Source organism: Nonomuraea sp. NPDC049028 (assembly GCF_043197735.1).
Taxonomy (GTDB): domain Bacteria; phylum Actinomycetota; class Actinomycetes; order Streptosporangiales; family Streptosporangiaceae; genus Nonomuraea.
Genome location: NZ_JBICTR010000023.1, coordinates 15,396 through 38,390, shown reverse-complemented (window position 1 = coordinate 38,390; position 22,995 = coordinate 15,396). Strand labels below are relative to the sequence as shown.

Annotated in this window: 21 protein-coding genes; 3 read left to right on the top strand and 18 right to left on the bottom strand. The window is 70.2% G+C overall.

The window, feature by feature from the left end; translation table 11 throughout:
* Window positions 1-58 precede the first annotated feature (58 nt).
* Entirely contained in the window at window positions 59-670 is a 612-nt protein-coding gene (locus ACGFJ2_RS56225; RefSeq protein ID WP_393483151.1) for a hypothetical protein, read from the top strand.
* 313 nt (window positions 671-983) lie between these two features.
* Here ACGFJ2_RS56225 and whiA read toward each other — a convergent pair whose 3' ends face one another.
* The 8 genes from whiA to uvrA all read right to left on the bottom strand — a co-directional run bounded on the left by whiA (window position 984) and on the right by uvrA (window position 10,595).
* Window positions 984-1,964 carry a DNA-binding protein WhiA gene (gene whiA / locus ACGFJ2_RS56220; protein WP_357656688.1) on the bottom strand — a complete coding sequence of 327 codons (981 nt, stop codon included), beginning with the start codon at window positions 1,962-1,964 and terminating at the stop codon, window positions 984-986.
* A gap of 71 nt (window positions 1,965-2,035) precedes the next feature.
* A complete protein-coding gene (yvcK, locus tag ACGFJ2_RS56215) occupies window positions 2,036-2,953 on the bottom strand; it encodes a uridine diphosphate-N-acetylglucosamine-binding protein YvcK (protein WP_357958576.1) in 918 nt (305 codons plus the stop codon).
* Between the two features lie 125 nt (window positions 2,954-3,078).
* Entirely contained in the window at window positions 3,079-3,945 is an 867-nt protein-coding gene (gene rapZ, locus ACGFJ2_RS56210) for an RNase adapter RapZ (RefSeq protein ID WP_357958376.1), read from the bottom strand.
* A 22-nt stretch (window positions 3,946-3,967) separates the two neighbouring features.
* Window positions 3,968-5,902, bottom strand: a complete 1,935-nt coding sequence (uvrC, locus tag ACGFJ2_RS56205) for an excinuclease ABC subunit UvrC (RefSeq protein WP_357958374.1) — start codon at window positions 5,900-5,902, stop codon at window positions 3,968-3,970.
* Window positions 5,903-5,974: 72 nt separating this feature from the next.
* A complete protein-coding gene (locus ACGFJ2_RS56200) occupies window positions 5,975-6,385 on the bottom strand; it encodes a Rieske (2Fe-2S) protein (protein WP_363994490.1) in 411 nt (136 codons plus the stop codon).
* A gap of 74 nt (window positions 6,386-6,459) precedes the next feature.
* Complete coding sequence (locus tag ACGFJ2_RS56195) at window positions 6,460-6,915, bottom strand: Rieske (2Fe-2S) protein (RefSeq protein ID WP_357958370.1); 456 nt, start codon at window positions 6,913-6,915, stop codon at window positions 6,460-6,462.
* Window positions 6,916-7,019: 104 nt separating this feature from the next.
* Window positions 7,020-7,445, bottom strand: a complete 426-nt coding sequence (locus tag ACGFJ2_RS56190; protein WP_393483146.1) for a Rieske (2Fe-2S) protein — start codon at window positions 7,443-7,445, stop codon at window positions 7,020-7,022.
* 309 nt (window positions 7,446-7,754) lie between these two features.
* On the bottom strand, window positions 7,755-10,595 hold the full coding sequence (uvrA, locus tag ACGFJ2_RS56185) for an excinuclease ABC subunit UvrA (RefSeq protein WP_357958366.1): 2,841 nt from the start codon (window positions 10,593-10,595) through the stop codon (window positions 7,755-7,757).
* Between the two features lie 218 nt (window positions 10,596-10,813).
* Here uvrA and ACGFJ2_RS56180 point away from each other — a divergent pair, with 218 nt between their 5' ends.
* Window positions 10,814-11,581, top strand: a complete 768-nt coding sequence (locus tag ACGFJ2_RS56180) for a maleylpyruvate isomerase family mycothiol-dependent enzyme (protein ID WP_358195137.1) — start codon at window positions 10,814-10,816, stop codon at window positions 11,579-11,581.
* On the top strand, window positions 11,578-12,234 hold the full coding sequence (locus tag ACGFJ2_RS56175; RefSeq protein ID WP_357958362.1) for an MBL fold metallo-hydrolase: 657 nt from the start codon (window positions 11,578-11,580) through the stop codon (window positions 12,232-12,234). The genes ACGFJ2_RS56180 and ACGFJ2_RS56175 overlap by 4 nt, the downstream gene beginning before the upstream one ends.
* 12 nt (window positions 12,235-12,246) lie before the next feature.
* On the opposite strand, the gene ACGFJ2_RS56170 is transcribed toward ACGFJ2_RS56175, so the two are convergent.
* The 10 genes from ACGFJ2_RS56170 to recN form a co-directional block, all read right to left on the bottom strand.
* Window positions 12,247-12,519 carry a hypothetical protein gene (locus ACGFJ2_RS56170; protein WP_393483141.1) on the bottom strand — a complete coding sequence of 91 codons (273 nt, stop codon included), beginning with the start codon at window positions 12,517-12,519 and terminating at the stop codon, window positions 12,247-12,249.
* 38 nt (window positions 12,520-12,557) lie between these two features.
* Window positions 12,558-13,379 (bottom strand): CDP-diacylglycerol--serine O-phosphatidyltransferase, encoded by an 822-nt coding sequence (gene pssA, locus ACGFJ2_RS56165; protein ID WP_357958358.1) that lies wholly within the window; start codon window positions 13,377-13,379, stop codon window positions 12,558-12,560.
* Window positions 13,366-14,007 (bottom strand): phosphatidylserine decarboxylase, encoded by a 642-nt coding sequence (locus ACGFJ2_RS56160; RefSeq protein WP_357958355.1) that lies wholly within the window; start codon window positions 14,005-14,007, stop codon window positions 13,366-13,368. The genes pssA and ACGFJ2_RS56160 overlap by 14 nt, the downstream gene beginning before the upstream one ends.
* Before the next feature lie 104 nt (window positions 14,008-14,111).
* Entirely contained in the window at window positions 14,112-15,092 is a 981-nt protein-coding gene (locus ACGFJ2_RS56155) for a TerC family protein (RefSeq protein ID WP_357958353.1), read from the bottom strand.
* Between the two features lie 181 nt (window positions 15,093-15,273).
* Window positions 15,274-16,371: a glycosyltransferase family 4 protein gene (locus tag ACGFJ2_RS56150; protein ID WP_393483137.1), complete on the bottom strand. Its 1,098-nt coding sequence runs from the start codon at window positions 16,369-16,371 to the stop codon at window positions 15,274-15,276.
* Window positions 16,372-16,380: 9 nt separating this feature from the next.
* The gene (gene murJ / locus ACGFJ2_RS56145) at window positions 16,381-18,009 is read right to left on the bottom strand and encodes a murein biosynthesis integral membrane protein MurJ (RefSeq protein WP_393483134.1); all 1,629 of its coding nucleotides are present in this window, start codon (window positions 18,007-18,009) and stop codon (window positions 16,381-16,383) included.
* Window positions 18,010-18,135: 126 nt separating this feature from the next.
* Window positions 18,136-18,996: a hypothetical protein gene (locus ACGFJ2_RS56140; protein ID WP_357958347.1), complete on the bottom strand. Its 861-nt coding sequence runs from the start codon at window positions 18,994-18,996 to the stop codon at window positions 18,136-18,138.
* A 1-nt stretch (window position 18,997) separates the two neighbouring features.
* Window positions 18,998-19,972, bottom strand: coding sequence for a copper transporter (locus ACGFJ2_RS56135; RefSeq protein WP_358195101.1), 975 nt, complete (start codon window positions 19,970-19,972; stop codon window positions 18,998-19,000).
* Complete coding sequence (steA, locus tag ACGFJ2_RS56130) at window positions 19,969-21,165, bottom strand: putative cytokinetic ring protein SteA (RefSeq protein WP_357958343.1); 1,197 nt, start codon at window positions 21,163-21,165, stop codon at window positions 19,969-19,971. Before steA ends, ACGFJ2_RS56135 begins: the two co-directional genes overlap by 4 nt.
* 73 nt (window positions 21,166-21,238) lie before the next feature.
* Window positions 21,239-22,948: a DNA repair protein RecN gene (gene recN, locus ACGFJ2_RS56125; RefSeq protein WP_357958341.1), complete on the bottom strand. Its 1,710-nt coding sequence runs from the start codon at window positions 22,946-22,948 to the stop codon at window positions 21,239-21,241.
* Between the last annotated feature and the right edge of the window lie 47 nt (window positions 22,949-22,995).

Here is a 22,995-nt window from a genome sequence, read left to right as displayed (position 1 = left end):
GCTTCGAGTAAAGTGCCCGACTCATCGGAGTAAGTTCCGGCATTCTCTGGGGGCTGAGATGTCACAACCTAGGTCCGGCCTGCTGTCTGGCCTGATCGTGGGTTTCGTTGCCACGCTCGTCTGCGCCATCGCGCAAGCGGCGGTACTCCTGTACGGAGACCGCTTCATCCCGGCTGCCTTCCTGACCGCCGGCGACGGCCTCTGGGCGATGACCACGATCGCCTTCGCCTCGGCCCTGCTCCTGTCTCTCCTGGTATGCCTGTTCAGGCCGGGCAGCCGGCTCCTGCCGTGGTGGTCGGGCCTCTGCTCGGCGGCGGCGGTGGCCCTGGGATGGACCACCGCCCGCGCGATGACCACCGGCGGCCGGCCCGACCTGAGCCTCGACCGCCTCATCACCAACATCCCGGCCGAGCTGGCAGGTCTCTGGCCCTCCCTGAAGGACTCGTGGGAGCCCTGGCTCCCGCTGGTAGTGGCGGTTTTGACGGCCTATTTCCTCGTACGCATACGAGTACGCCGCGTCCGAGCCCGCCGAGCCTCCCTCACCCCACCGGAGGACCCGACCCCGGCCGAACCGGAGTACCGGGCCCCCTTCGAGCCTCTCCAAAGCCCCACCAACCCCTCACGCCCCACAGGCGACCTCTTCACCCCGAGGGACTCGGGCCGGTCCTGAAACGGCTCACCGGCCCGATCCACGGAGACGGCCAAGCATGCGCACGTCACGGCGGGAAGTCCCGCCACCGGAGGAGCGTTCCCCTGGACGGGGCCCAGCCCACGACGGCGATCGGCGCCCACCGTGCCTGCCGTAATGCATGAACCGCCTTGACGGAAAGCCACGCACGGCAGAGCCCCCACAGGAAGAACCCCGCACGGAGAAGCCCGCCCAGAACAGTCCTGCCGCACCGCCGGAGACCCGCCCGACACGCGCGGTCACGTGCCCGCGGTCAGGGGGCCACCGCGCCGCGCAGAGGCCGCTCAGAGAACGCTCACTGGGCGAGCATGTCCACGGTGAGGTTCGCCTCGGTGTTGGGGATGCCCAGGTCGGTGGCACGTTTGTCGGCCATCGCCAGCAGCCGCCGGATGCGTCCGGCGATCGCGTCCTTGGTCAGCGGCGGATCCGCGATCTGCCCCAGCTCCTCCAGAGACGCCTGCTTGTGCTCCACCCGCAGCCGCCCCGCGATCACCAGGTGGTCGGGCGCCTCCTCGCCCAGGATCTCCAGCGCCCGCTGCACCCGCGCCCCCGCCGCCACCGCGGCCCGCGCCGAGCGGCGCAGGTTGGCGTCGTCGAAGTTGGCGAGCCGGTTGGCCGTGGCCCGCACCTCGCGGCGCATCCGGCGCTCTTCCCAGGCCAGCACGCTGTCGTGCGCGCCGAGCCGCGTCAGCAGCGCGCTGATGGCGTCGCCGTCGCGTACCACGACCCGGTCGACGCCCCGCACCTCCCGCGCCTTGGCGTGGATCTTGAGCCGCCGCGCCGAGCCCACCAGCGCCAGCGCCGCCTCGGGCCCCGGGCAGGTGACCTCCAGCGACATGGAGCGCCCCGGCTCGGTCAGCGAGCCGTGCGCCAGGAACGCCCCGCGCCACGCGGCCTCGGCGTCGCAGGCGGCCCCCGCCACCACCTGACGAGGCAGGCCGCGGACCGGGCGCCCGTGGTTGTCGATGAGACCCGTCTGCCGGGCCAGCGCCTCACCGTCGCGGTAGACGCGCACGACATAGCGTGAGCCCTTGCGCAGCCCGGCGGGTGCCAGCACGAGCACTTCGGCCTTGTGACCGAACACCTCCCCGATGTCCTTGATCAGCCGCCGCGCGGTGGCGTTGGTGTCGAGCTCCGCCTCGATCACGATGCGCCCGCCCACCAGGTGCAGCCCGCTGGCGAACCGCAACAGCGTCGACACCTCCGCCTTCCGGCAGCAAGGCTTCAGCACCGGCAGGCGGCTCAGCTCGTCCTTCACCACACCCGTCATCGCCATAAGCGTTAGTCCTCCCCCATTCAGACCGGCTCTCAGCAGTGTCTCGCACCTTTGCGCCGCGCCGACCAGGATCAACGCTTCTGGAGGAAAATCTCGTCCAGGACGGAGGCAAGACGTCGTGAGTCATGCCGGGGGGAGCCGTCGGCGGCCGCGACGTCGGCCATGACGAGCCGCCCGCCGAGCGCGGTGGCGGCCTTCTCCAGAGCGTCGCGGTCATCGACCACGCCGGTGTCGGCGAGCACGACGTCGACGCGCAGGCCGGGCGCGTGCTGCCGGAGCACCTCCAGGTGCTGCTGGGGTGAGAAGTCGTCGGTCTCGCCGGGCTGCGGCGCCAGGTTGAGCGTCACCAGCCGCTGAGCCTTCGACTCATGCAGCGCCCGAGCCAGCTCGGGCACCTTGAGATGCGGTAACACGCTGGTGAACCACGACCCCGGCCCGAACACCAGCCAGTCGGCCTCCAGCACCGCGCGTACGGCCTCGGGCCGCGCCGGCGGATCCTCCGGCACCAGCGAGATCGCCTGCACCCGGCCGGGGGTCAGCGCGCAGGCCACCTGCCCGCGTACGGTCGAGGTGACGCCGTCGAGCTCCACCTCGGCCACGATGTCGAGCGGCACCGACGCCATCGGCAGCACCCTGCCATGGGCACCGAGCAGCCGGCCCACCCAGTCGAGGCCCGCCACGGGGTCGCCGAGCAGCTCCCACAGCGCCACGATGAGCAGATTGCCGACGGCGTGGCCGTGCAGGTCACCCTCGCTGCGGAAGCGGTGCTGGACGACCTCGCTCCAGGTGCTCCCCCACTCGTCGTCGCCGCAGAGCGCGGCCAGCGCCATCCGCAGGTCGCCGGGAGGAAGCACGCCCAGCTCACGCCTGAGCCGCCCGCTGGAGCCACCGTCGTCGGCGACCGTCACCACCGCGGTCAGGTCGCCCACCACGCCGCGCAGCGCCGACAGCGAGGCATAGAGCCCATGCCCCCCACCCAGCGCCACCACCCGCGGCCGATCATCCGGCGGCGCCCCGGCCACGACGGCGTCACCCAGCGCCGCGCCAGCCACAATCGCCTCACCCGGCGTCGCTTCGGCTACGGCCGCCTCGCCCTGGTCTTGGCCTTCATCGGTCACTCCCGCCCCACATCCCGGTGGCTGACCTGGACTTCCATGCCGCGGTCACGCAGCCGGCCGGCGACCTGCTCGGCCATCGCCACGCTGCGGTGCTTGCCACCCGTACAGCCCACCGCCAGCGTGGCGTAGCTCTTGCCCTCGCGCGCGTAACCGGCGGCGATCACCTGCAGAACCTCCTCGTACGCGTCGAGGAACTCCTTGGCGCCCGGCTGGCCGAGCACGTAGTCGCGCACCGGGGCGTCGAGCCCGCTCATCGGCCGCAGATCCGGCACCCAGTGCGGGTTGGGCAGGAAGCGGCAGTCGACCACGAGGTCGGCGTCGACCGGCAGGCCGTACTTGAAGCCGAACGAGACCACGTTGAGCCGCAGCCCCGGCCGGTCCTCGCCGCCGAAGAAGTTGACGATCTTGTTGCGTAGCTCGTGCACGTTGAGCGAGGAGGTGTCGATCACCAGGTCGGCGTTGGCGCGCACCTCGCGCAGGATGCCGCGTTCGCGGGCGATGCCGTCGACGAGCCGGCCCTCGCCCTGGAGCGGGTGGGGCCTGCGGACGTTCTCGAACCTGCGCACCAGCCCTTCGTCGCTGGCTTCCAGGAAGACCACGCGCACCCGCACGCCGCGGCCCTCGAGCTCTTCGATGGCGGCGTTGAGGTCGCTGGTGAAGGCCAGGCTGCGCACGTCGACGACGGCGGCCACCTTGTCGGCGGCCAGCTTGACCTTGCCCGCCTCCTCCGCCATGGCGAACAGCAGTCCTGGCGGCAGGTTGTCGATGACGAACCAGCCCAGGTCTTCCAACGCCTTGGCCGCGGTGCTGCGACCCGCGCCTGACATGCCGGTGACGATGACGAACGCCGGCTCGGTGTTCATTGCCTCACTCCGTTCGGCGGGCTCACTGTCCCTCCCCCTTCAGCGTCGACGCGATCACCTCGGCGATGGCCGGGCCGATGCCGGGGACCTCGCACATTTCGGCGGCGGTGGCCTCGCGCAGCTTCTTCACGGAGCCGAAGTGTTTGAGCAGCGCCTGCCGACGCGCCGGTCCGAGGCCGGGCACGGTGTCGAGCGCGCTCTCCTTCACGGTCTTGGACCTCTTAGCACGATGGTAGGTGATGGCGAACCTATGTGCCTCGTCCCGCACGCGTTGCAGCAGGTAGAGTCCCTCACTGGAGCGCGGCATGATCACCGGCTGGTCGTCGCCGGGCAGCCACACCTCTTCGAGCCGCTTGGCCAGGCCGCACACGGCGACGTCATCGATGCCGAGCTCGTCGAGCGCCCGCTGGGCGGCGGCCGCCTGGGGGCCCGCGCCGTCGACCACGACCAGGTTGGGCGGGTAGGCGAACTTGCGCGGCTTTCCGGTCTCCGGATCGATCGGCCCGTTGGGTCCGTCGGCGTCGTCGTCGGCCGCCAGCTCCCCGGTGTTCGAGCGCTCCTCCAGGTAGCGCCGGAACCGCCGCTGGATGACCTCGTAGATGGAGGCGACGTCGCCTTCCTTGGTCTTGACGGCGAAGCGGCGGTATTCGCTCTTGCGGGCCAGGCCGTCCTCGAACACCACCATCGACGCCACGACGTTCTCGCCCTGCAGGTGGGAGACGTCGTAGCACTCGACACGCAGCGGCACCTGGTCGAGGTCGAGCGCGTCGGCGATCTCCTGCAGCGCCTTGCTGCGGGTGGTCAGGTCGCCGGCTCGGCGGATCTTGTGCTGGGCGAGCGACTCCTTGGCGTTGCGCTCGACGGTCTCCATCAGCGACTTCTTGTCGCCGCGTTGCGGCACCCGGACCTCGACCCGGGCGCGGCGCTGCTCCGACAGCAGCTCGGTGATCGCCTCGTTGTCGGGCGGCAGCACGGGCACGAGGACCTCGCGGGGCATCGACTCGGCACCCGCCTCGCCGTACATCTGCAGCAGGAACTGCTCCACCAGCTCACCCGGCGAGCTCTCCTCGACCTTGTCGACCACCCAGCCGCGCTGACCGCGGATGCGGCCGCCGCGCACGTAGAAGACCTGGACGGCGGCTTCGAGCGGGTCCTCGGCCAGCGCGATCACGTCGGCGTCGGTGCCCTCGCCGAGGACGACGGCCTGCTTCTCGAGCGCGCGCTGCAGGGCCTGGATGTCGTCGCGGAGCCTGGCGGCCCGCTCGTATTCCTGCGCCGCGGCGGCCTCGCGCATGTCGCGCTCCAGCCGCTTGATGAAGCGGCCGGTGTTGCCCGCCATGAAGTCGCAGAAGTCTTCGGCCAGGGCCAGGTGCTCGTCCGGGGTGACCCGGCCCACGCACGGCGCCGAGCATTTGTCGATGTAGCCCAGCAGGCACGGCCGGCCGATCTGCCCGGCGCGCTTGAACACTCCCGCGCTGCACGTGCGGACGGGAAAGACGCGCAGCAGCAGATCGACGGTCTCGCGGATGGCCCAGGCGTGGGAGTAGGGGCCGAAGTAGCGGGTGCCCTTGCGCTTGGCGCCCCGCATCACCTGCACGCGCGGGAAGTCCTCGCCCATGGTGACGGCGAGGTAGGGGTAGGACTTGTCGTCGCGGTATTTGACGTTGAAGCGGGGGTCGAACTCCTTGATCCAGGAGTATTCGAGCTGCAGCGCCTCGACCTCGGTGCCGACCACCGTCCAGTCGACGTCGGCGGCGGTGGTGAGCATGGTCTGCGTGCGCGGATGCAGGGCGGAGAAGTCGGCGAAGTAGGAGTTGAGCCGTTGCCGCAGGCTCTTGGCCTTGCCGACGTAGATCACCCGGCCATGCGCGTCCCTGAACCGGTAGACCCCCGGAGAGTCGGGAATGGACCCCGATTGGGGGCGGAAACTCAGGGGACTGCGCACTGATCTCGCCACGTTCAAAGACTAACGGGCCCCACCGACAAGGCGGCCCGCCGTACCAGTCGTCCTGGTACGGCGGGCGTGCGCCTAGGCGAGCGTGATCTGGTCTCCCTCGACCTTGATCTGCTGCTCAGGAAGCGGCTTCTTGGCCGGTCCGGCGGAGACGGATCCGTCGTCGATCTTGAACTTGCTGCCGTGGCACGGGCAGTCGATCATCCCGTTCGCGACGCCGCCGACCGTGCAGCCCTGGTGGGTGCAGATCGCGCTGAACGCCTTGAACTCGCCCGACTTGGGCTGCACCACCACCACTTTCTGCTCCTTGAAGACCGTCCCCCCGCCCACGGGGATGTCGGAGGTCTTCGCCAATGCGCCACCCGCGGCCGCCGGAGCACTCGACTGCGTGTCGGCGGTCGAGGTCTGCGCGCCGCTCGCGGCGTCGTTACTGCCACACGCGGTCAGCGCCAGTGTCAGGCCACCCACGCCCACACCGGCGATCATCGCTCTGCGACTCTGAAAGTCATCTCCCATGAGCTCACCCAACCGCACACAGGTGAGAAATTCATGAGGACCCGCTAGGCAAGCGTGATCTTACCGTCGCTGACCTTGATTTTCTTCTCCTCGAGCGGCTTGGAAGCCGGGCCACCTGCGACGGAACCGTCCGAAATCTTGAACTTGCTCCCGTGGCACGGGCAGTTGATGGTGCCGTCCGCGACCTCGTCGACCGTGCATCCCTGATGGGTGCAGATCGCCGTGAACGCCTTGAACTCCCCCTCCGTCGGCTGGGTGACGACCACCTTCTGGCTCTCGAAGACCTTGCCGCCCCCGCTGGGGATGTCGCCGGTTTCGGCGAGCGCCTTGCCGCCGGCGGCCTTCTTCTTCTTCGGGGCCGCGGACGACGGCTCGTCGGCCGCGGGTGCCTCACTCGCTTGGGTCGTCGGCGAGCCGTAGCTCGCGCAAGCGGTCATCACCACTGCGAGCCCGGCGCCTCCGGCCCCGAGCACCACCGCCCGGCGCGTCGTTTCGGTCATATTGCGTCCTCCCAGGTCTAGTTCTCACTTCAGGTACGGCCAGCGCCCTCGCGCCGGTTCAGCGTGCCGTACGCCAATCCCGGGAACCACGCAGAATTACCTGTTCAGGCCACCACGACGCCGTCACCCACGACTTTGATCTTGTAGGCCACGAGCGGCGCGGTCGCCGGCCCCTTGAGCGCCTTGCCGGTGTCGGCGGCGAACTCGCTGCCGTGGCACCCGCACGTGATCACGTTCTCCTCGGGCGAGCCGACCGTGCAGCCCTTGTGCGTGCAGACCGCGCTGAACGCCTTGAAGACGCCCTTCGCCGGCTGGGTGACCACGATCTTGTACTGCTCCACCAGGACGCCGCCGCCCACGGGAACGTCCGCGGTCTTGGCGAGCACCTGCCCCTTGATCCCGGCCGGCTCCGCGCTGGCGCCGCCGCCACACCCCGCGACCGCGAGACCGCACACCGCCAGTCCGGCCGCGCCCAGCGCCTCGCGACGCCCGATTTCGGGCATGGCGCTGCCCAGCTCCGTAATCCCCATGGTGTCAGCCCTTCCCCGTGGCCACTGACCCCCTGCAGGCCAGGCCGCTATCGTCTGGTCAACTTTATTGCCGACACCCCTCGGTCCCCCGTCCGGGTCATCGCCGCAAGGCCGAGAATCCCGAGCCGGCGCCCCTCACCCGACGTAGACCCCGCAGGCCCGCCCGGCCGCCATCCCATGACGCCCCCTCAGGCCCCGGCCATCACCAGGCCGAGCTCCGACCGTCCCGTACCGACGGACACGGCCGATCCCCGGGTTTCTGTACGGCGGCCACCCGCCGTACAGAAAGACCCTGGAGGAAAGGGAACCTCAGAGCGAGAGGATCTTGCGCAGGAAGCGCCCCGTGTGGCTCTCGTCCACCAGCGCGATCTCCTCAGGCGTCCCCGTGGCGACCAGCGTGCCGCCCCGCGAGCCACCCTCGGGCCCCATGTCGATCACCCAGTCGGCCGTCTTGATGACGTCGAGGTTGTGCTCGATGACGATCACCGTGTTGCCGCCGTCGACCAGCCGCCCGAGCACTCCGAGCAGCCGCCGGATGTCCTCGAAGTGCAGCCCGGTGGTCGGCTCGTCGAGCACGTAGATCGTCCGCCCCGTCTGCCGCCGCTGCAGTTCGGAGGCCAGCTTGACGCGCTGCGCCTCGCCGCCGGACAGGGTCGTGGCGGGCTGCCCGAGCCGTACGTAGCCGAGGCCGACGTCGTTGAGCGTCTGCAGGTGGCGCTTGATCGCCGGAATCGCGTCGAAGAAGCCGAGCGCCTCCTCGATCGGCATGTCGAGCACTTCGGAGATCGTCTTGCCCTTGTAGTGGACCTCCAGCGTCTCCCGGTTGTAGCGGGCGCCGTGGCAGACCTCGCACGGGACGTACACGTCGGGCAGGAAGTTCATCTCGATCTTGATGGTGCCGTCGCCGGCGCACGCCTCGCAGCGGCCGCCCTTGACGTTGAAGCTGAAGCGGCCCGGCTGGTAGCCGCGCACCTTGGCCTCGGTGGTGGCCGCGAACAGCTTGCGTACGTGGTCGAACACGCCGGTGTAGGTGGCCGGGTTGGAGCGCGGGGTGCGCCCGATCGGCGACTGGTCGACGTGGACGACCTTGTCGACCTGGTCGATGCCGTTGATCCGGGAGTGCCGCCCGGGCACGGTGCGCGCCCCGTTGAGCTCCTTGGCCAGCGCGTTGTAGAGGATGTCGTTGACCAGGGTCGACTTGCCGGACCCCGACACGCCGGTGACCGCGGTGAACAGGCCGAGCGGGAACTCGATGTCGACGCCCTTGAGGTTGTGCTCGCGCGCGCCCTTGACCGTGATCTGCCGCTTCCTGTCGCGCTTGCGGCGCTTGGCGGGGATCGGGATGCTCCTGCGCCCGGACAGGTATTGGCCGGTCATCGACTCTTCGCTGGCCAGCAGCTCCTGGACGGTGCCGGACACGACGACCTGGCCGCCGTGCTCGCCCGCGCCCGGACCGATGTCGACCACCCAGTCGGCGGCCGCGATCGTGTCCTCGTCGTGCTCGACGACGATCAGCGTGTTGCCCATGTCGCGCAGCCTGATCAGCGTGTCGAGCAGCCGCATGTTGTCACGCTGGTGCAGGCCGATCGACGGCTCGTCCAGGACGTACAGGACGCCGACCAGACCGGAACCGATCTGGGTGGCCAGCCGGATGCGCTGAGCCTCGCCGCCCGCCAGGGTGGCGGCGGCGCGGTCCATGGTCAGGTAGTCGAGGCCGACGTCGAGCAGGAAGCCCATGCGGGCGTTGATCTCCTTGACCACCCGCTCGGCGATCTGCATGTCGCGGTCGGACAGCTTGAGCTCGGACAGGAACTCCGCGCACTCGCCGATCGACATGGACGACACGTCGGCGATCGACTTGTCCGCGACGGTGACGGCCAGCGTGACCGGCTTGAGCCTGGCGCCCTTGCAGGCCGGGCACGGGATCTCGCGCATGTAGCCCTCGAACCGCTCGCGGGTCGAGTCGCTCTCCGCTTCGACGTGCCGTCGCTGGACCCACGGGATGACGCCCTCGTAGGTCGTGTAGTAGGAGCGCTGCCTGCCGTAGCGGTTGCTGTAGCGGACGTGCACCTGCTCGTCGTGGCCGAACAGCAGGGACTTCTGCGCGGCCTTGGGCAGCTTCTCCCACGGCGTGTCGAGGGTGAAGCCCATGGTGTGGCCGAGCGCCTCGACGAGCCTGACGAAGTATTCGCTGGTGTGGCCGCCCGACCAGGGGTGGAGCGCGCCGTCTCGGAGCGTGGACTCCGGATCGGGTACGACCAGGTCGGGGTCGACCTCCATCTTGGTGCCGAGCCCCGTGCACTCCGGGCAGGCGCCGAAGGGCGAGTTGAAGGAGAACGAGCGGGGCTCCAGCTCCTCGAACGACAGGTCGTCGTAGGGGCAGTAGAGATGCTCGGAGTAGAAGCGCTCCCGGTTGGGATCGCCTTCGGGCAGGTCGACGAACTCCAGCGTGATCGTGCCGCCGGACAGCTGCAGCGCGGTCTCGACCGAGTCGGTGAGTCGCCGGCGCGACGACTCCTTCACCGACAGCCGGTCGACGATGACCTCGATGTCGTGCTTCTCCTGCTTCTTCAGCGTGGGCGGCTCTTCCAGCCGGATGATCACGCCGTCGACCCGCGCCCGGGCGAAGCCCTTGGTCTGCAGCTCTCGGAACAGCTCGGCGTATTCGCCCTTGCGGCCCCTGACGACCGGGGCCAGCACCTGGAAGCGGGTGCCCTCCTCCAGGTCCATCACGCGGTCGACGATCTGCTGCGGCATCTGCCTGGCGATCGGCCGCGCGCACACCGGGCAGTGGGGCTTGCCGATGCGCGCCCACAGCAGCCTCAGGTAGTCGTAGACCTCGGTGATCGTGCCGACGGTCGAGCGGGGGTTCTTGCTGGTGGCCTTCTGGTCGATCGACACCGCGGGCGACAGGCCCTCGATGAAGTCCACGTCGGGCTTGTCCATCTGGCCGAGGAACTGGCGGGCGTAGGCCGACAACGACTCGACGTAGCGCCGCTGGCCCTCAGCGAAGATCGTGTCGAAGGCCAGGCTCGACTTGCCCGATCCGGACAGGCCGGTGAAGACGATCAGAGAGTCTCGCGGCAGGTCCAGCGAGACGTCTTTGAGGTTGTGTTCTCGTGCACCACGCACGATCAGGCGGTCTGCCACGGCGATCCCGGATGTCGAAAGGCGGATAGGTCCACGGGGGATGGTAGACGGGGACTCCGACAATTTCGGCGGCCCGCTCGTCGAACCCCGAAAATCCGTCGCTACCAGGTTACGGCCTACTCCCACCCCTGCAGGTGGCCTTTAGCTGTCAACCGCGTGACCAGCCATTTTATGCCCCCAGCGGCCCCCAGAACCCCCCGGATGATGAAATATCCGGCATGACCGTTCTGCTGACGCTCCAGGCCGAGCTGGCCGCGTCGACCGCCCGTTTCCAGGCCACGGCGGCCTCCCTCACCGAGGACGACGTCGCCGCCCCCTCGCTCCTTCCGGGCTGGTCCAGGGGCCATGTGCTCGCCCACGTGGCGGGGAACGCCGACAGCCACATCAACCTGCTGACCTGGGCCAGGACCGGCGTCGAGACGCCGCAGTACGCGACCGGCGCGGCGCGGGAGGAGGGCATCGAGGCGGGCGCGGGCCGTACCCCCGCCGAGCACGTCGCCGAGCTGGCGGCCGCCAACGCCCGGCTGGCCGCCGAGATCCACGACCTCCCGGAGGCGGCGTGGCGGGCGACCGTCTCGGGCATGCGCCCGCCGCCGCACCCCGCCTGGTACATCCTCGTACGGCGGCTGCGCGAGGTCGAAGTGCACCATGTGGACCTCGGCGCGGGCTACGGCCCGGCGGACTGGCCGGAGACGTTCGTCGACCGGGAGCTCCACGACTGCCTGCGGTGCTGGCCGTACGCGCGAAGCACCGTCAGCGAGATCACCCTGCGCGGTGGGCGGACGTGGCGCGACCTGGGCCCCGGGCCGGCGGTCGAGGGCGACGCGGCCGACGTTCTGGCATGGCTCATCGGGAGATCCGACGGCACGGGCGTTAGGGTGGTGACGGAGGGGCGGCTGTCAACGCCGGTTCCCGTGGCGCCGCCCTGGATGACGATGCCCGCCCCCGCTGATCTGCCCGCGACGCCCCCGAAGGACTATCCATGACCTACACAGGTGACGTCCAGGTCGGCGGTCCCGCCGACGTACGCGAGCTCCCGAAGCTGTCGATCTGCAAGCTGGCAGTGGGGCCGTTCGACAACAACGCCTATCTGCTGCGCTGCACCCAGACCGGTGACGGCCTGCTGATCGACGCCGCCGCGGAGGCCGACCGGCTGCTGGCGCTCATCACCGACCAGCCGATCAGCGCGATCGTCACGACCCACCAGCACGGCGACCACTGGCAGGCGCTGGAGCAGGTGACCAAGGTGACGGGCGCCCAGGTGATCGCGCACCCGCTCGACGCGCCCGGCCTGCCGATCCCGGTGGACCGCACGGTCGAGCACGGCGACCGGATCACGGTCGGCGTGGCCGACCTCGAGGTGATCCACTTGCGCGGTCACACGCCGGGTTCGATCGCCCTGCTGTACGACGGCGGCGACGAGGGGCGGCACCTGTTCACCGGCGACTCGCTCTTCCCGGGCGGGGTGGGCAACACGCAGAAGGACCCGGAGCGCTTCGCCCAGCTCTTCGGCGATGTCGCCGAGCGGATCTTCGACCGGCTGCCCGACGACACATGGGTGTACCCGGGCCATGGCAAGGACACCACGCTCGGCGCCGAGCGCCCGTCCCTGCCGGAATGGAAGGCCCGAGGCTGGTAAGACCCGCCAACCTCAGCGGCTCGCCAGGACTCGGGCGATCCGCTGAGCCGCCAGGGCGGGATCGTCGGCGAGACCGACGACCTCGCCCCACGACCAGCGGTAGAACCACCCCTCCGGCAGCGGCACGCAGTCGACGGTCTCGACGAGCATCGCGGTGTCGGGATCGCTGACCCGCAGCGCGGGCGGGTATGGCAGCAGGGTGGTGGTCAGCCCGTGCAGCTCCAGCTCCCTGGCCAGCTTCGCGAGAAAGTACGTACGCGTGTGCTCGCGCGGCGTGGCCGACATGGCTCCATCACCACCCGGATGACGGCGGACGTATCCGCTCAGCTGCCGATGCGCTCGGCTTCCCTGCGCTGCTCACGCTTGTAGAACAGCACCCGCAGCGGGATCGCCGCCACGAGCGCGATCTGCATGGTGGCGCCGATCTTGATGGGCAGGTCGCCACCCTCGGGCCAGGCCACCCAGAAGGTCAGGAAGGCCACATTGATCATGATCCACCCGAGCACCACCGCGGCGAGCTGCCCCTTGGGCTTGGGGTATTCGATCCGGCTCACCATCAGCCAGGCCACGCCGAGCACCGCGAGCAACGAGTAAAGGCTCGGCTGGAAGAGCATCACGATCGAGATGACGGTCATGGCGCCCATGGGAATGGGCAGGCCCATGAAGTCGCCGCTCTTGGTCTTGACGCAGGCGAACCGCGCCAGCCGGACGACGCCGGCGACCAGCACCGCCGCGGCGGCGGCCACCACAGCGGCGAACGGCACCTTGTCCGTGAAACCACCCCAGATCACGACCATGAACGCGGGCGCGAACCCGAAGCTGATCACGTCGGCGAGGTTGTCGAGCTCGGCGCCCATGGCGGAGGCGCGGAAGCGCCGCGCGACCAGGCCGTCGAACAGGTCACAGGTGGCGCCGATGAGCAGCAGCACCACGGCGGTCGCGAAGTAGCTCGGCGCGGGCGTGAAGTCGCCCCCGGCCTTGAGCGACTGGATCGCCGATGAGGCCAGGACGCACACCGCGAGAAACCCGCAGATGGCGTTGCCCAGCGAGAGCGAGTCCGCCGCGGACAGGCGGAACGCCTTGCCGACGGGTCCTCGAGGTTCTTCGTCGTCGGCCTGCCAGCTGCCGGCGTCAGCCGCGGTCAATTCTGGTCACCCCCGCAACCGTCTTCTCGCCCACGGAAACCGCGGACGAGATCCCTTCGGGAAGGTAGATGTCGACCCGCGAACCGAACCTGATGAGCCCGATCCGCTCGGTCTGCGAGACCTTGGCGCCGACGGTCACGTATGGCACGATCCTGCGCGCCACCGCGCCTGCGATCTGCACCATCTCGACGTCGCCGAGCGCCGTCGCGAAATGCCACACCACGCGTTCGTTCTGGTCGCTGTCCTTGTTGAAAGCCGGCAGGAACCCACCCGCCACATGCTGCACGGAGGTGACATTTCCCGCAAGGGGGGCCCTGTTCACATGGACGTTCAGCGGACTCATGAAGATCGCGACGCGGGTACGCCCGTCGGCCTGCGGGTCGATGCTCTGCACGACGCCGTCGGCCGGTGACAGGATCCGCCCCTCGCCCGGCGTGCGGTCCGGGTCACGGAAGAACCAGAGCATGGCACCGGTGAGGGCGCCCAGCGGCACGGCCGCCAGCGCCCATCGACGGTCCCGGCGCGTCAGCAGCGCGGTGGTGGCCGCGGCGGCGACGGTGGGGAAGAGCCACGGGGACACCCCGCGCGCGAGCCGCACGCGGCCCGTCTTGGCAGAATCGTCTGACACGTACAACCTTCGATGGTGACTGGACTGGGCGCTTTGCCGTGATGTTACAGAGTCAGCAACTATTACACGGCGCAACTTCTCAAGCAAAGCGCCTCGAAAGCCATTTAGCTAGCCCTGCTGGCTTCCTCGCCCTTGCGCACATCGACACGGGCCTTGATCAGGCTGGCCGCGGTGGTGATGACCATGGTGGCGCCGATGACCGTGAGCGAGACCCAGATGGGGATTTCGGGCGCCCAGGAGACCTCGCTGGCATGCAGTGCCTCCAATATGAGCTTAACCCCGATGAAGCCCAATATGAACGCAAGTCCATAGCTGATGTAGACCAGCCTCTGAAGCAGGCCCCCCAGCAGGAAGTAGAGCTGACGTAGTCCCATCAGCGCGAACGCGTTGGCCGCGAAGACGATGAACGGGTCCTTGGTGAGTCCGAAAATGGCGGGAATCGAGTCGAGCGCGAACAGCAGGTCGGTGCTGCCGATGGCGACCATCACGATGAGCATCGGGGTGACCATCCGACGCCCGTCGATCTTGACGGTGACCTTCGACCCGACGTAGCCCTCGGTGGTGGGGAAGGCCTTGCGCACCCACCTGAGCAGGATGTTCTCGTTGAACTCCTCTTCGTCGCCCTTGAGGTGCTGCCGGATCAGGTTGATCGCGGTGTAGACCAGGAAGGCGCCGAAGACGTAGAACAACCAGCTGAACCGCTCCAGTGCCGCCGCGCCGAGCGCGATGAAGATGCCGCGCATGACCAGCGCCAGCAGGATCCCGACGAGCAGCACCTTGTGCTGGTACGCCTTGGGCACCGCGAACCTGCTCATGATGATGAAGAAGATGAACAGGTTGTCGACGCTCAGGCTGTATTCGGTGATGTAGCCGGCGAAGAACTCCCCCGCCTTGGCGCCGCCGAGCGTGGCCCACAGCAGACCGCCGAACACCACGGCGAGCAGCACGTAGAACGTGACCCAGTACCCGGCCTGCCGCATCGAGAACTCACGGGCTTCACCGCGGTCGACGATCCAGAGGTCGATGGCGAGAACGACCAGCAGGCCGCCTATGACGGCGATCCAGGCCCAAACAGGTACGATCACGTGGTCTACCTCCGGCATGCAAAAACAGAGCGCCGGAGGTCTCTCCCGCCCGCCAAGCACGCGGACCGGCAGCCCCGGGGGCCCCGTGGAGCGGGACTACACCGTGATGACGAGGCTGCCGCGAAGGGATACTCCCCTCCCTAACGCACGCAGTATATGAGAACGCGTAAGTCTCGCCTAATCATTCGTGCTGTCTTGACCGTCCGTAGACGTTCAGCACACTTTCCACCGCTTCGTCGGCATCGGGAAGCTCCGCCCCCCGCCGCGCCGCCGCCGCGGCCAGCCGCGCCGCCTCGGCGCCGTCTCCGACCACATCCTGTACGGCACCCCGCAGCGCCGCCACGTCCCCGTACGGCACCAGGATCCCCGCCCCGGCCAGCAGATCGGGCACCCCGCCCACCGCCGTCGCGATGACCGGCCGCCCCACCATGAGGGCCTCGCTCACGCTCAACGGCTGGCCCTCCCATCTGCTCGCCCACACCACGACGGTCGCGGCGGCGAGCAGGTCGGGCACGTCATCCCGGTTGCCCAGAAGCACCACGGGCAGCGCCTCGGCCTCGATTCTGCGCCGCAACTCGCCGAGCAACGGCCCATCCCCCGCCACCGCGAACAGCGGCGTCTCATCCTCGCCCGCCCAGGGCCCGCGAGCGGCGTCGAGGAGGGTCTCCAAGCCCTTCTGCTGGGCCAGCCTGGCGACGGTCAGGACGATCGGCCGCCGCCCGGCTCCCAACTCGGCCCTGACTTCCTGCGGCGACCGCCGGGCGGCCCGCGGCACGGGCGCGGGCACCACGGCCGGCCCCACCTCCCGCGCCCCCAGCACCCTCATCCGCTCCCCCAGGTCGGGCGAGACGACCAGCACCTGATCGGCCCGCCTGGCCACGATCCGTTCGAGCCCGCCATAGACGACCCCGATCAGCCCTCCGGCGGTGAGCGCGTTGTGCAGCGTCACCACCAGCGGCACCCGGCTCGCCGACCGGCCCCACAGCCCCAGCCCGGCCAGCGCCCCGGCCCGCAGGCCGTGGGCGTGCACCACGTCGGCGTCCTTGGTCACCCGCCGGATCGCGAGTACGGCACGCAGGTCATTGACCGGATGCGGCCGATCCGACATCGGCGCCTCCACGAACCGGGCCCCGGTCTCCTCGAACGAGAACTGCTCCTCGACGCTGCCCGGCCCCACGACCACCACGCGATGGCCACGCCGGATGAGCCCCTCGACCAGCATCCGGACATGCCGTCCCGTCCCCCCGGACGTGGTGCCCAGCACGAACGCCACCCGCACAGCCGCTCCTCACTTCCCAGATCCACGCCTGAACGAACCGGCCACCGCCCGAGCCGTCGGCCGGTCCACCAGCGCCACCACCACGCCACCGGCGACGGCCGCCGCGAGCGCCGCCAGCACGGTCGCCCCGACATTGGGCCAGATGCCCCGCGCCCCCAGCACCCCCACGACCGCCGCTCCAGCGAGGTAACCCGCGCCACCACCGGCGACCGAGGCCAGCGCGGCCCGGCCCAGCCCGGCCACCGCGACGCGCCCCCGCGCCCGCACCACCGAGGCGAGCAGCAGCGCGCCCCCCACGGTCATCCCGGTGGTCATGCCGAGCGCCAGTCCCCCGAGCTTCCAGCCGCCGGGAAACGTCAGCGCGAACACGGTCTGCGCCACCATGACGACGCCCCACCCCAGCACGGTGCCCGTCGCCACGGCCCGCCCGCGCCCGGCCGCGTACAGGACACGACTCAGCTGCGCGATGAGCCCGTAGCCGACGAGCCCGGGCGCGAACAGCGCGATCGCGCGGGCGAAATCCGGCGCGGGCACGTCGCTCTTGAAGCCGAGGAACACCACCGCCCCGGGCTCGGCCACCGCGGCGAGCACCCCGGCGGCCAGCCCCGACACCAGTACCACCGCCCGCGTGGTCCGCGCCGCGAGCGCCGCGAACCCCGCCGTGTCACCGCTTCCCGCCTGCGCGGACAGCCGCGGAAAGGCGCTGGTGGCGATGGGCACGGCCAGCACGGCGTACGGCACCAGGTAGATCGCCCAGGCGTAGTTGTAGACCACGATGGCCCCGTTGCCGACCTCCCGGTTGGACAGCACGACCACCATGGCCATGGCGGCCTGCTGGGCGATCAGCGCGGCCACCCCGGCCAGCGCGAGCCTGCGCACCTGGACAGCCACGCCGTCGGGGAAGCGCAGCGTGGGCCGCCACCGCAACCCGAGCCCGGCGACCGGTCCGATCACGGTCAGCACCAGGGCCAGCACCCCGAGGCTGGTGCCCACGGACAGCGCGAGCTCGGCGGGCACCGGCACTCGGCCAGGATCGGTGACGCCCCCGCTGAGCGGCACGAACAGCAGGTAGGCGACGATGACCACGAGACTGGACACCAGCGGGGCGACGGCGGGCCCGGCGAAGCGGTGGTGGGACTGGAGCACGCCGTAGAGGACGACCGCGACGCCGTACAGCGGGATCTGGGGGGCGAAGACGACCAGCATGCGGGTGGCGACCGCGGTCACCTCGCTCAAGTCACAGCCGGGCACCGCGTTACCGAAGAACAGCCCCAGGATCGGCCCGGCGAGCACCGCGGTCAGCACGCCGAGCGGCACCAGCACCACGAGCACCCAGCTCAGCAGCGCCGAACTGATCCGCCCGATCCGCTCCCGGTCCGGGCCGCCGCTCGAATCGTGCCCCGGCCCGGCTCCCGCGAGCACCGGGACCACCATCCCGGCGAGCGCGCCGCCGACGACGACCTCGAAGACGATGTTGGGGATCCCATTGGCCGTGGCGTAGGCCGTCGCCAGGCAGTTGGTGCCCACCGTCTGGGCGAACGCGTATTGCTTGGCGAACCCGGCGACCCGGGCCAGCACGGTGATGGCCCCGATGAGCAGCGCCCCACCGGCGACGCCGCGGACGAGCCGCTCCCTCACCACACCCGCCCCGCCCCGAACCCGATCACGCGAACATCCTGGCAGGCCGCACCGACAATCGCGCAGAGCGCCCCATCACCTAACAGGACACCGACTCACACCACGCCACAGCGACGGGACGGCTACTCACGCCGGGTCGACGGGACGGCGACCGAGCATGTCCAGCCGGTTGAGCACCGGATTGCCGGCGATGACCTTGGTGAAGCTGACCTTCTCCGAGGCCGCCGTCAGCGCCGCCACCGTACCGAGCAGCACGAACCGCCCCCGACGCCCCAGTTTGGTCACCGCGGCCAGCCCGAGCAGCGCGCCCAGCGCGTTGGCCCCGGCGTCGCCGAGCATCGCCCGCTCGCCGAGGTCGTCGGGAAGCAGCGCGGCGGCCGCGCCCAGAGGCACGGCGGTCAGCGCGGCGGTCAGCGGCGCGTCGCGGAAGAGCGACGCCGCCAGCAGCGGCCCGCCCGTGAGCAGGCCCACCTTGATCGCCCGACCGGGTCGCAGGTCGAAGAGGTTGGCCAGGTTGGCGGTGCCCGCGATGGCCGCGCCGTTGACCAGCGTGTCGACCGGCCCCCGCGAGACGAGCGCCGCCGCGCCCAGCCCGGTGGCCCCGATGCCGAGGATCTTGACCGCACCGCTGGTCACCTCGCCGCGGCCCAGCGCGGTCAGGTGCCCCTTGAAGCCCTTGGACTTGGTCGTGCCGTAAAGGTCGTCGTAGGCGCCGAGCGCTCCGCTGCCGACCCCGGCCAGCAGCGCCGCCAGGCGTACGCGGGGCGGAAGACCCGGCGCGAGCGCGGCCGCCGCGCCGGAGCCGGCCACGAACGCGGGGCCCTCCAGCAGCGTGATCGGCTCGCCGCGGTGGTTGGTGCGGGTCCAGCGGCCCGGCTCCTTCTCGTCGGCGCGCGGCGCCAGGCGGGTGAAGGCGGTGTAGGCGGCGCGGGCCGCGACGGCGCCGATCGCGGCGCCGGCGAGGGCGTAGAGGAGGCCACGAGCCATGTCAGCTCCCTGACTGGGTGGGGGACGGGGTCGCGGTCGGTGCCGCGGGCTGGAATGTAGGAGCTCCCGTGCCGATGCCATAGTGGCCGGCGCGGCCGCTCAGCTGCTCGCGGAGCGCGTCGACGATCACGATCCGACCCGCGGGCATGTCGGGCGTGTCGACGGTCGAGACGCGCTTGGCGACCTCGCTGTCGTCACGCAGCGCGCTGATCACGCCTCCGGAGGCGGCGGCGGTGGCGGCCGAGGCCGTCACCACGGTGCCCTTGCCACCGGCGTCGAGGCCGCCCGCGAGTTTGACGAGGGCGTCGGCCTGGGCTTCGGCGTTCTCGCCTTCGTACGGCTTCTCCGGCGCGAACATCACGGCGAGCGTGGCCCGCTTGTTGGGGTCACCCTCGATGCTGAGGAACCCGCCCTCCTCGAAACCGCCGAGGACGGCCCCGGTGGCCGGGTTGGCGGTGCTGGCCTGAGCCGGGTCGGTGGTCAGGACGGTGGCGGCGAGCACGGCACCGGCCTTCGCGTACGGAGTGGCCGCCGCGGGAAAGGTCATGCCCTCGGGTTTGAGGCTGTTGGCCAGGCCGTCGATCACGCCGCTCTGCTTGGGATCGGCGAACTTCTCGTCCAGCAGGACCCGCCCCGTGACCAGGGCACCCGCCTGGGCGAGCACCTGCTGCTCAGCCTCGCGGTAGGTGGTGCTGGAACCCGGCGCCTCGATGAGCACGACGTGCTGGCCGGTCAGCTCGCCCGCGACGCGTTGCGGGGTGAGCGCGGTAACGAAGGAGTCGTTGCCCGCCTCCCGGCCGCGCAGCGCGTCGAGCTGGGCCCTGAGCTGGGTGTTGTCCTGGGTCATCTGGTTGCTCGTCCGCAGCGCCGACTCGATGGCGGGCGACTGGAGCAACGTGGTGCCCATGACGATGCCGACCGCCAGCGCGAGGAAGATCGCGACGATGGACACGAGGTGATAGCGGAAATCGATCACGAGAAGAGTCCGACCAACCAGAAGATGAAGGCGTTCCAGAAATCTTGCATGCCGTTCAGCCAGGTCTGGCCGATCGGCGACAGGAAGAGCGCGACGCCCATCGTGATCAGCGCGGTGATCACGAGCAGCAGCAGCTGGGACGTCGAGATGCGGCTTCGGTAGAGCCTACTCACTCCCTTGGCGTCGATGAGCTTGCTGCCGACCCGCAGCCGGGTGAGGAAGGTGCTGGCCATCCCCGAACGACCCTTGTCGAGGAACTCCTCCAGCGTGCCGTGGGTGCCGACCGCCACGATCAGCTCGGCGCCCTTGTCGTCGGCCAGCAGCATCGCGATGTCCTCGCTGGTGCCGGTGGAGGGGAAGATCACCGCTTCGCGGCCGAGCTGGTGGACGCGCTCCAGGCCGGGCGCCCTTCCGTCGCGGTAGGCGTGCACGACGAGCTCGGCGCCGCAGCTCAGCGCCTTGTTGGAGACCGAGTCGAAGTCGCCGACGATCACGTCGGGAAGGTAGCCGGCCTCCAGCAGCGCGTCGGCGCCGCCGTCGACTCCGACGAGCACCGGGCGATATTCCCTGATGTAGGGGCGCAGGGTGGCGATGTCTTCCTTGTAGTGATAGCCGCGCACCACGATGAGGACATGCCGGCCCTCCATGGGGGTGCGGATGTCCGGCACGCCGACTCCGTCGATGAGCAGCTTGCCCTCGCCCCGGACGTACTCCATCGTGTTGACGGCGAACGCCTCGATCTGCACCGCGAGACCGGCGCGGGCCTCGGCCATGGCGGCCTCGACCGCGTCGGGGGTCTGCTCCTCGCCCTTGCCGACCACATCACCGTCGAGGTAGACGACCCCGTCGTGGATCCGGACGACGTCGCCGTCCTTGACCCGCTCGAACAGATCCTGGGTGGCGTTGTCGACGAACGGCACCCCGGACTCGATGATGATCTGCGGGCCGAGATTGGGATAGCGCCCACTGATGCCGGCGGCGACGTTGACCACCGCCGAAACTCCGCACGCGACAAGCGCCTCCCCGCTGACCCGGTCCACGTCGACGTGGTCGATAATCGCTATTTCACCGGGCTGGAGGCGCTTGGTCAGCCTCTTAGTCCGCCGATCGACTCTCGCCACTGCCGTGACACCGGGAAGGTCTGTGACCTTCCTAGCGCGGAGGCCCGGCATCCTGCTCCCCGGAACCTTCATCAAGACCATCCTGCCAGAGTGAAGCAGCGCAGAGGCCACGCATTGCGCGGCGTGTCCGCTATGTCACTCAGGATCACCGATCGGCGGCCGCCAGCCCGAGGAGTTCTTCGGCGTGTGCTCTGCCCAGCTCGGAGTCTTCCAGCCCCGCCAGCATGCGGGAGAGCTCGCGTACCCGGCCTTCGTGATTGAGGGTGAGGACGCCGCTGCGGACGACACTGCCGTCACTGGCCTTCTCGACCACCAGATGCTGGTCGGCGAACGCGGCCACCTGTGGCAGGTGGGTGACGACGATGACCTGAGCGGTCCGTGCCAGCCTGGCGAGGCGGCGCCCGATCTCGACCGCGGCCTTGCCGCCCACTCCCGCGTCGACCTCGTCGAACACGAACGTCGGCACCGGATCGGCGCCCGCGAACACCACCTCGATCGCCAGCATGACCCGACTCAGCTCGCCGCCGGACGCGCCTTTGTTGAGCGGGAGCGGCGGCGCGGCGGGGTGGGCGGCCATGCGCAGCTCGACCTCGTCGACGCCTTCGGGGCCGAAGTCCGCGACCTGGGTGAGCTGGACGATGACCCTGGCGTGCGGCATGGCCAGCGCGGTCAGCTCGTCGGTGACGGCTTGGCCGAACCGCTCGGCGGCGCCCTCGCGCACCCGGGTCAGCTCGGCGGCCAGCTCGGTGAGCCGGGCGGTCAGCTCGTCGTGCTCGCGGGTCAGCTCGTCGATGCGCTCGTCGTCGCCCTCCAGCTCGACCAGCCGGGCGGACGCCTCCTGAGCCCACTGCAGGACACCAGCGCTATCTTCAGCATATTTCCGGACCAGTCCGGACAGCAGAGCCCGGCGGTCCTGCACGGCGGCGAGCCGCGCGGGGTCGGCCTCGATCGACTCGGCGTACGCGGCCAGGTCGGTGGCGACGTCGGAGATGAGGTAGCCGGCCTCGGCCAGCCGGTCGGCCACCCCGGCGAGCTGCGTGTCGTAGTCGCGCACCGCCTCCACGGCCGAGCGGGCCTCGCCCAGCAGGGAGATCACGTCGCGCGCGCCGCTCGCGGCCTCCATCGGGTCGCCGAGCAGCGCCGTGTGCGCGGTCGTCGCGGCACCGCGCAGCGCGTCGGCGTGCGAGAGCCGCTCCTCCTCGCCGCGCAGCTCGACGTCCTCGCCGGCCTTCGGCTCGACCTTCTCGATCTCCTCCAGGCCGAACCGCAGCCGGTCGGCCTCCTGAGCGCGCTCACGCGCCCTGGTGGTGAGCTCGTCGAGCAGCGCTCCCACCTGCTTGTGCCGTTTGTACGCCTGGGAGTAGGCGCGCAGCGGCTTGACCAGATCGTCACCGGCATAGCGGTCGAGGGCGGCCCGCTGCTTGGCCGGCTGCAGGAGGCGCTGCTGGTCCATCTGCCCGTGGACGGCGACCAGGTCGTCGGCCAGGTAGGTCAGCGTGCCGACCGGCACCGTCCGGCCGCCGAGCCAGGCCCGCGACCGGCCCTCGGCCGAGACGGTGCGGGAGATGATGAGCTCGCCGTCCTCGATCTCACCGCCGATGTCCTCGACCTGCTGGGAGACGCGGCCGCCGGCTTCGATGACCAGCGTGCCCTCGATCGTGGCCTTGTCGGTGCCCGGCCGGATGCGGGAAGGGTCGGCCCGGCCGCCGAACAGCAACCCGAGCCCGGTGACGACCATCGTCTTGCCGGCACCGGTTTCGCCGGTGACCACGTTGAAGCCTGGCGAAAGCTCCAGAACGGCCTCGTCGATGACGCCGAGCCCCTGGATGCGGACCTCCTCGACCCTTGGTCGCACTGCCCACTCCCGTCGCTCCGAACGCTTGTGCGATCTAACTGTACGCG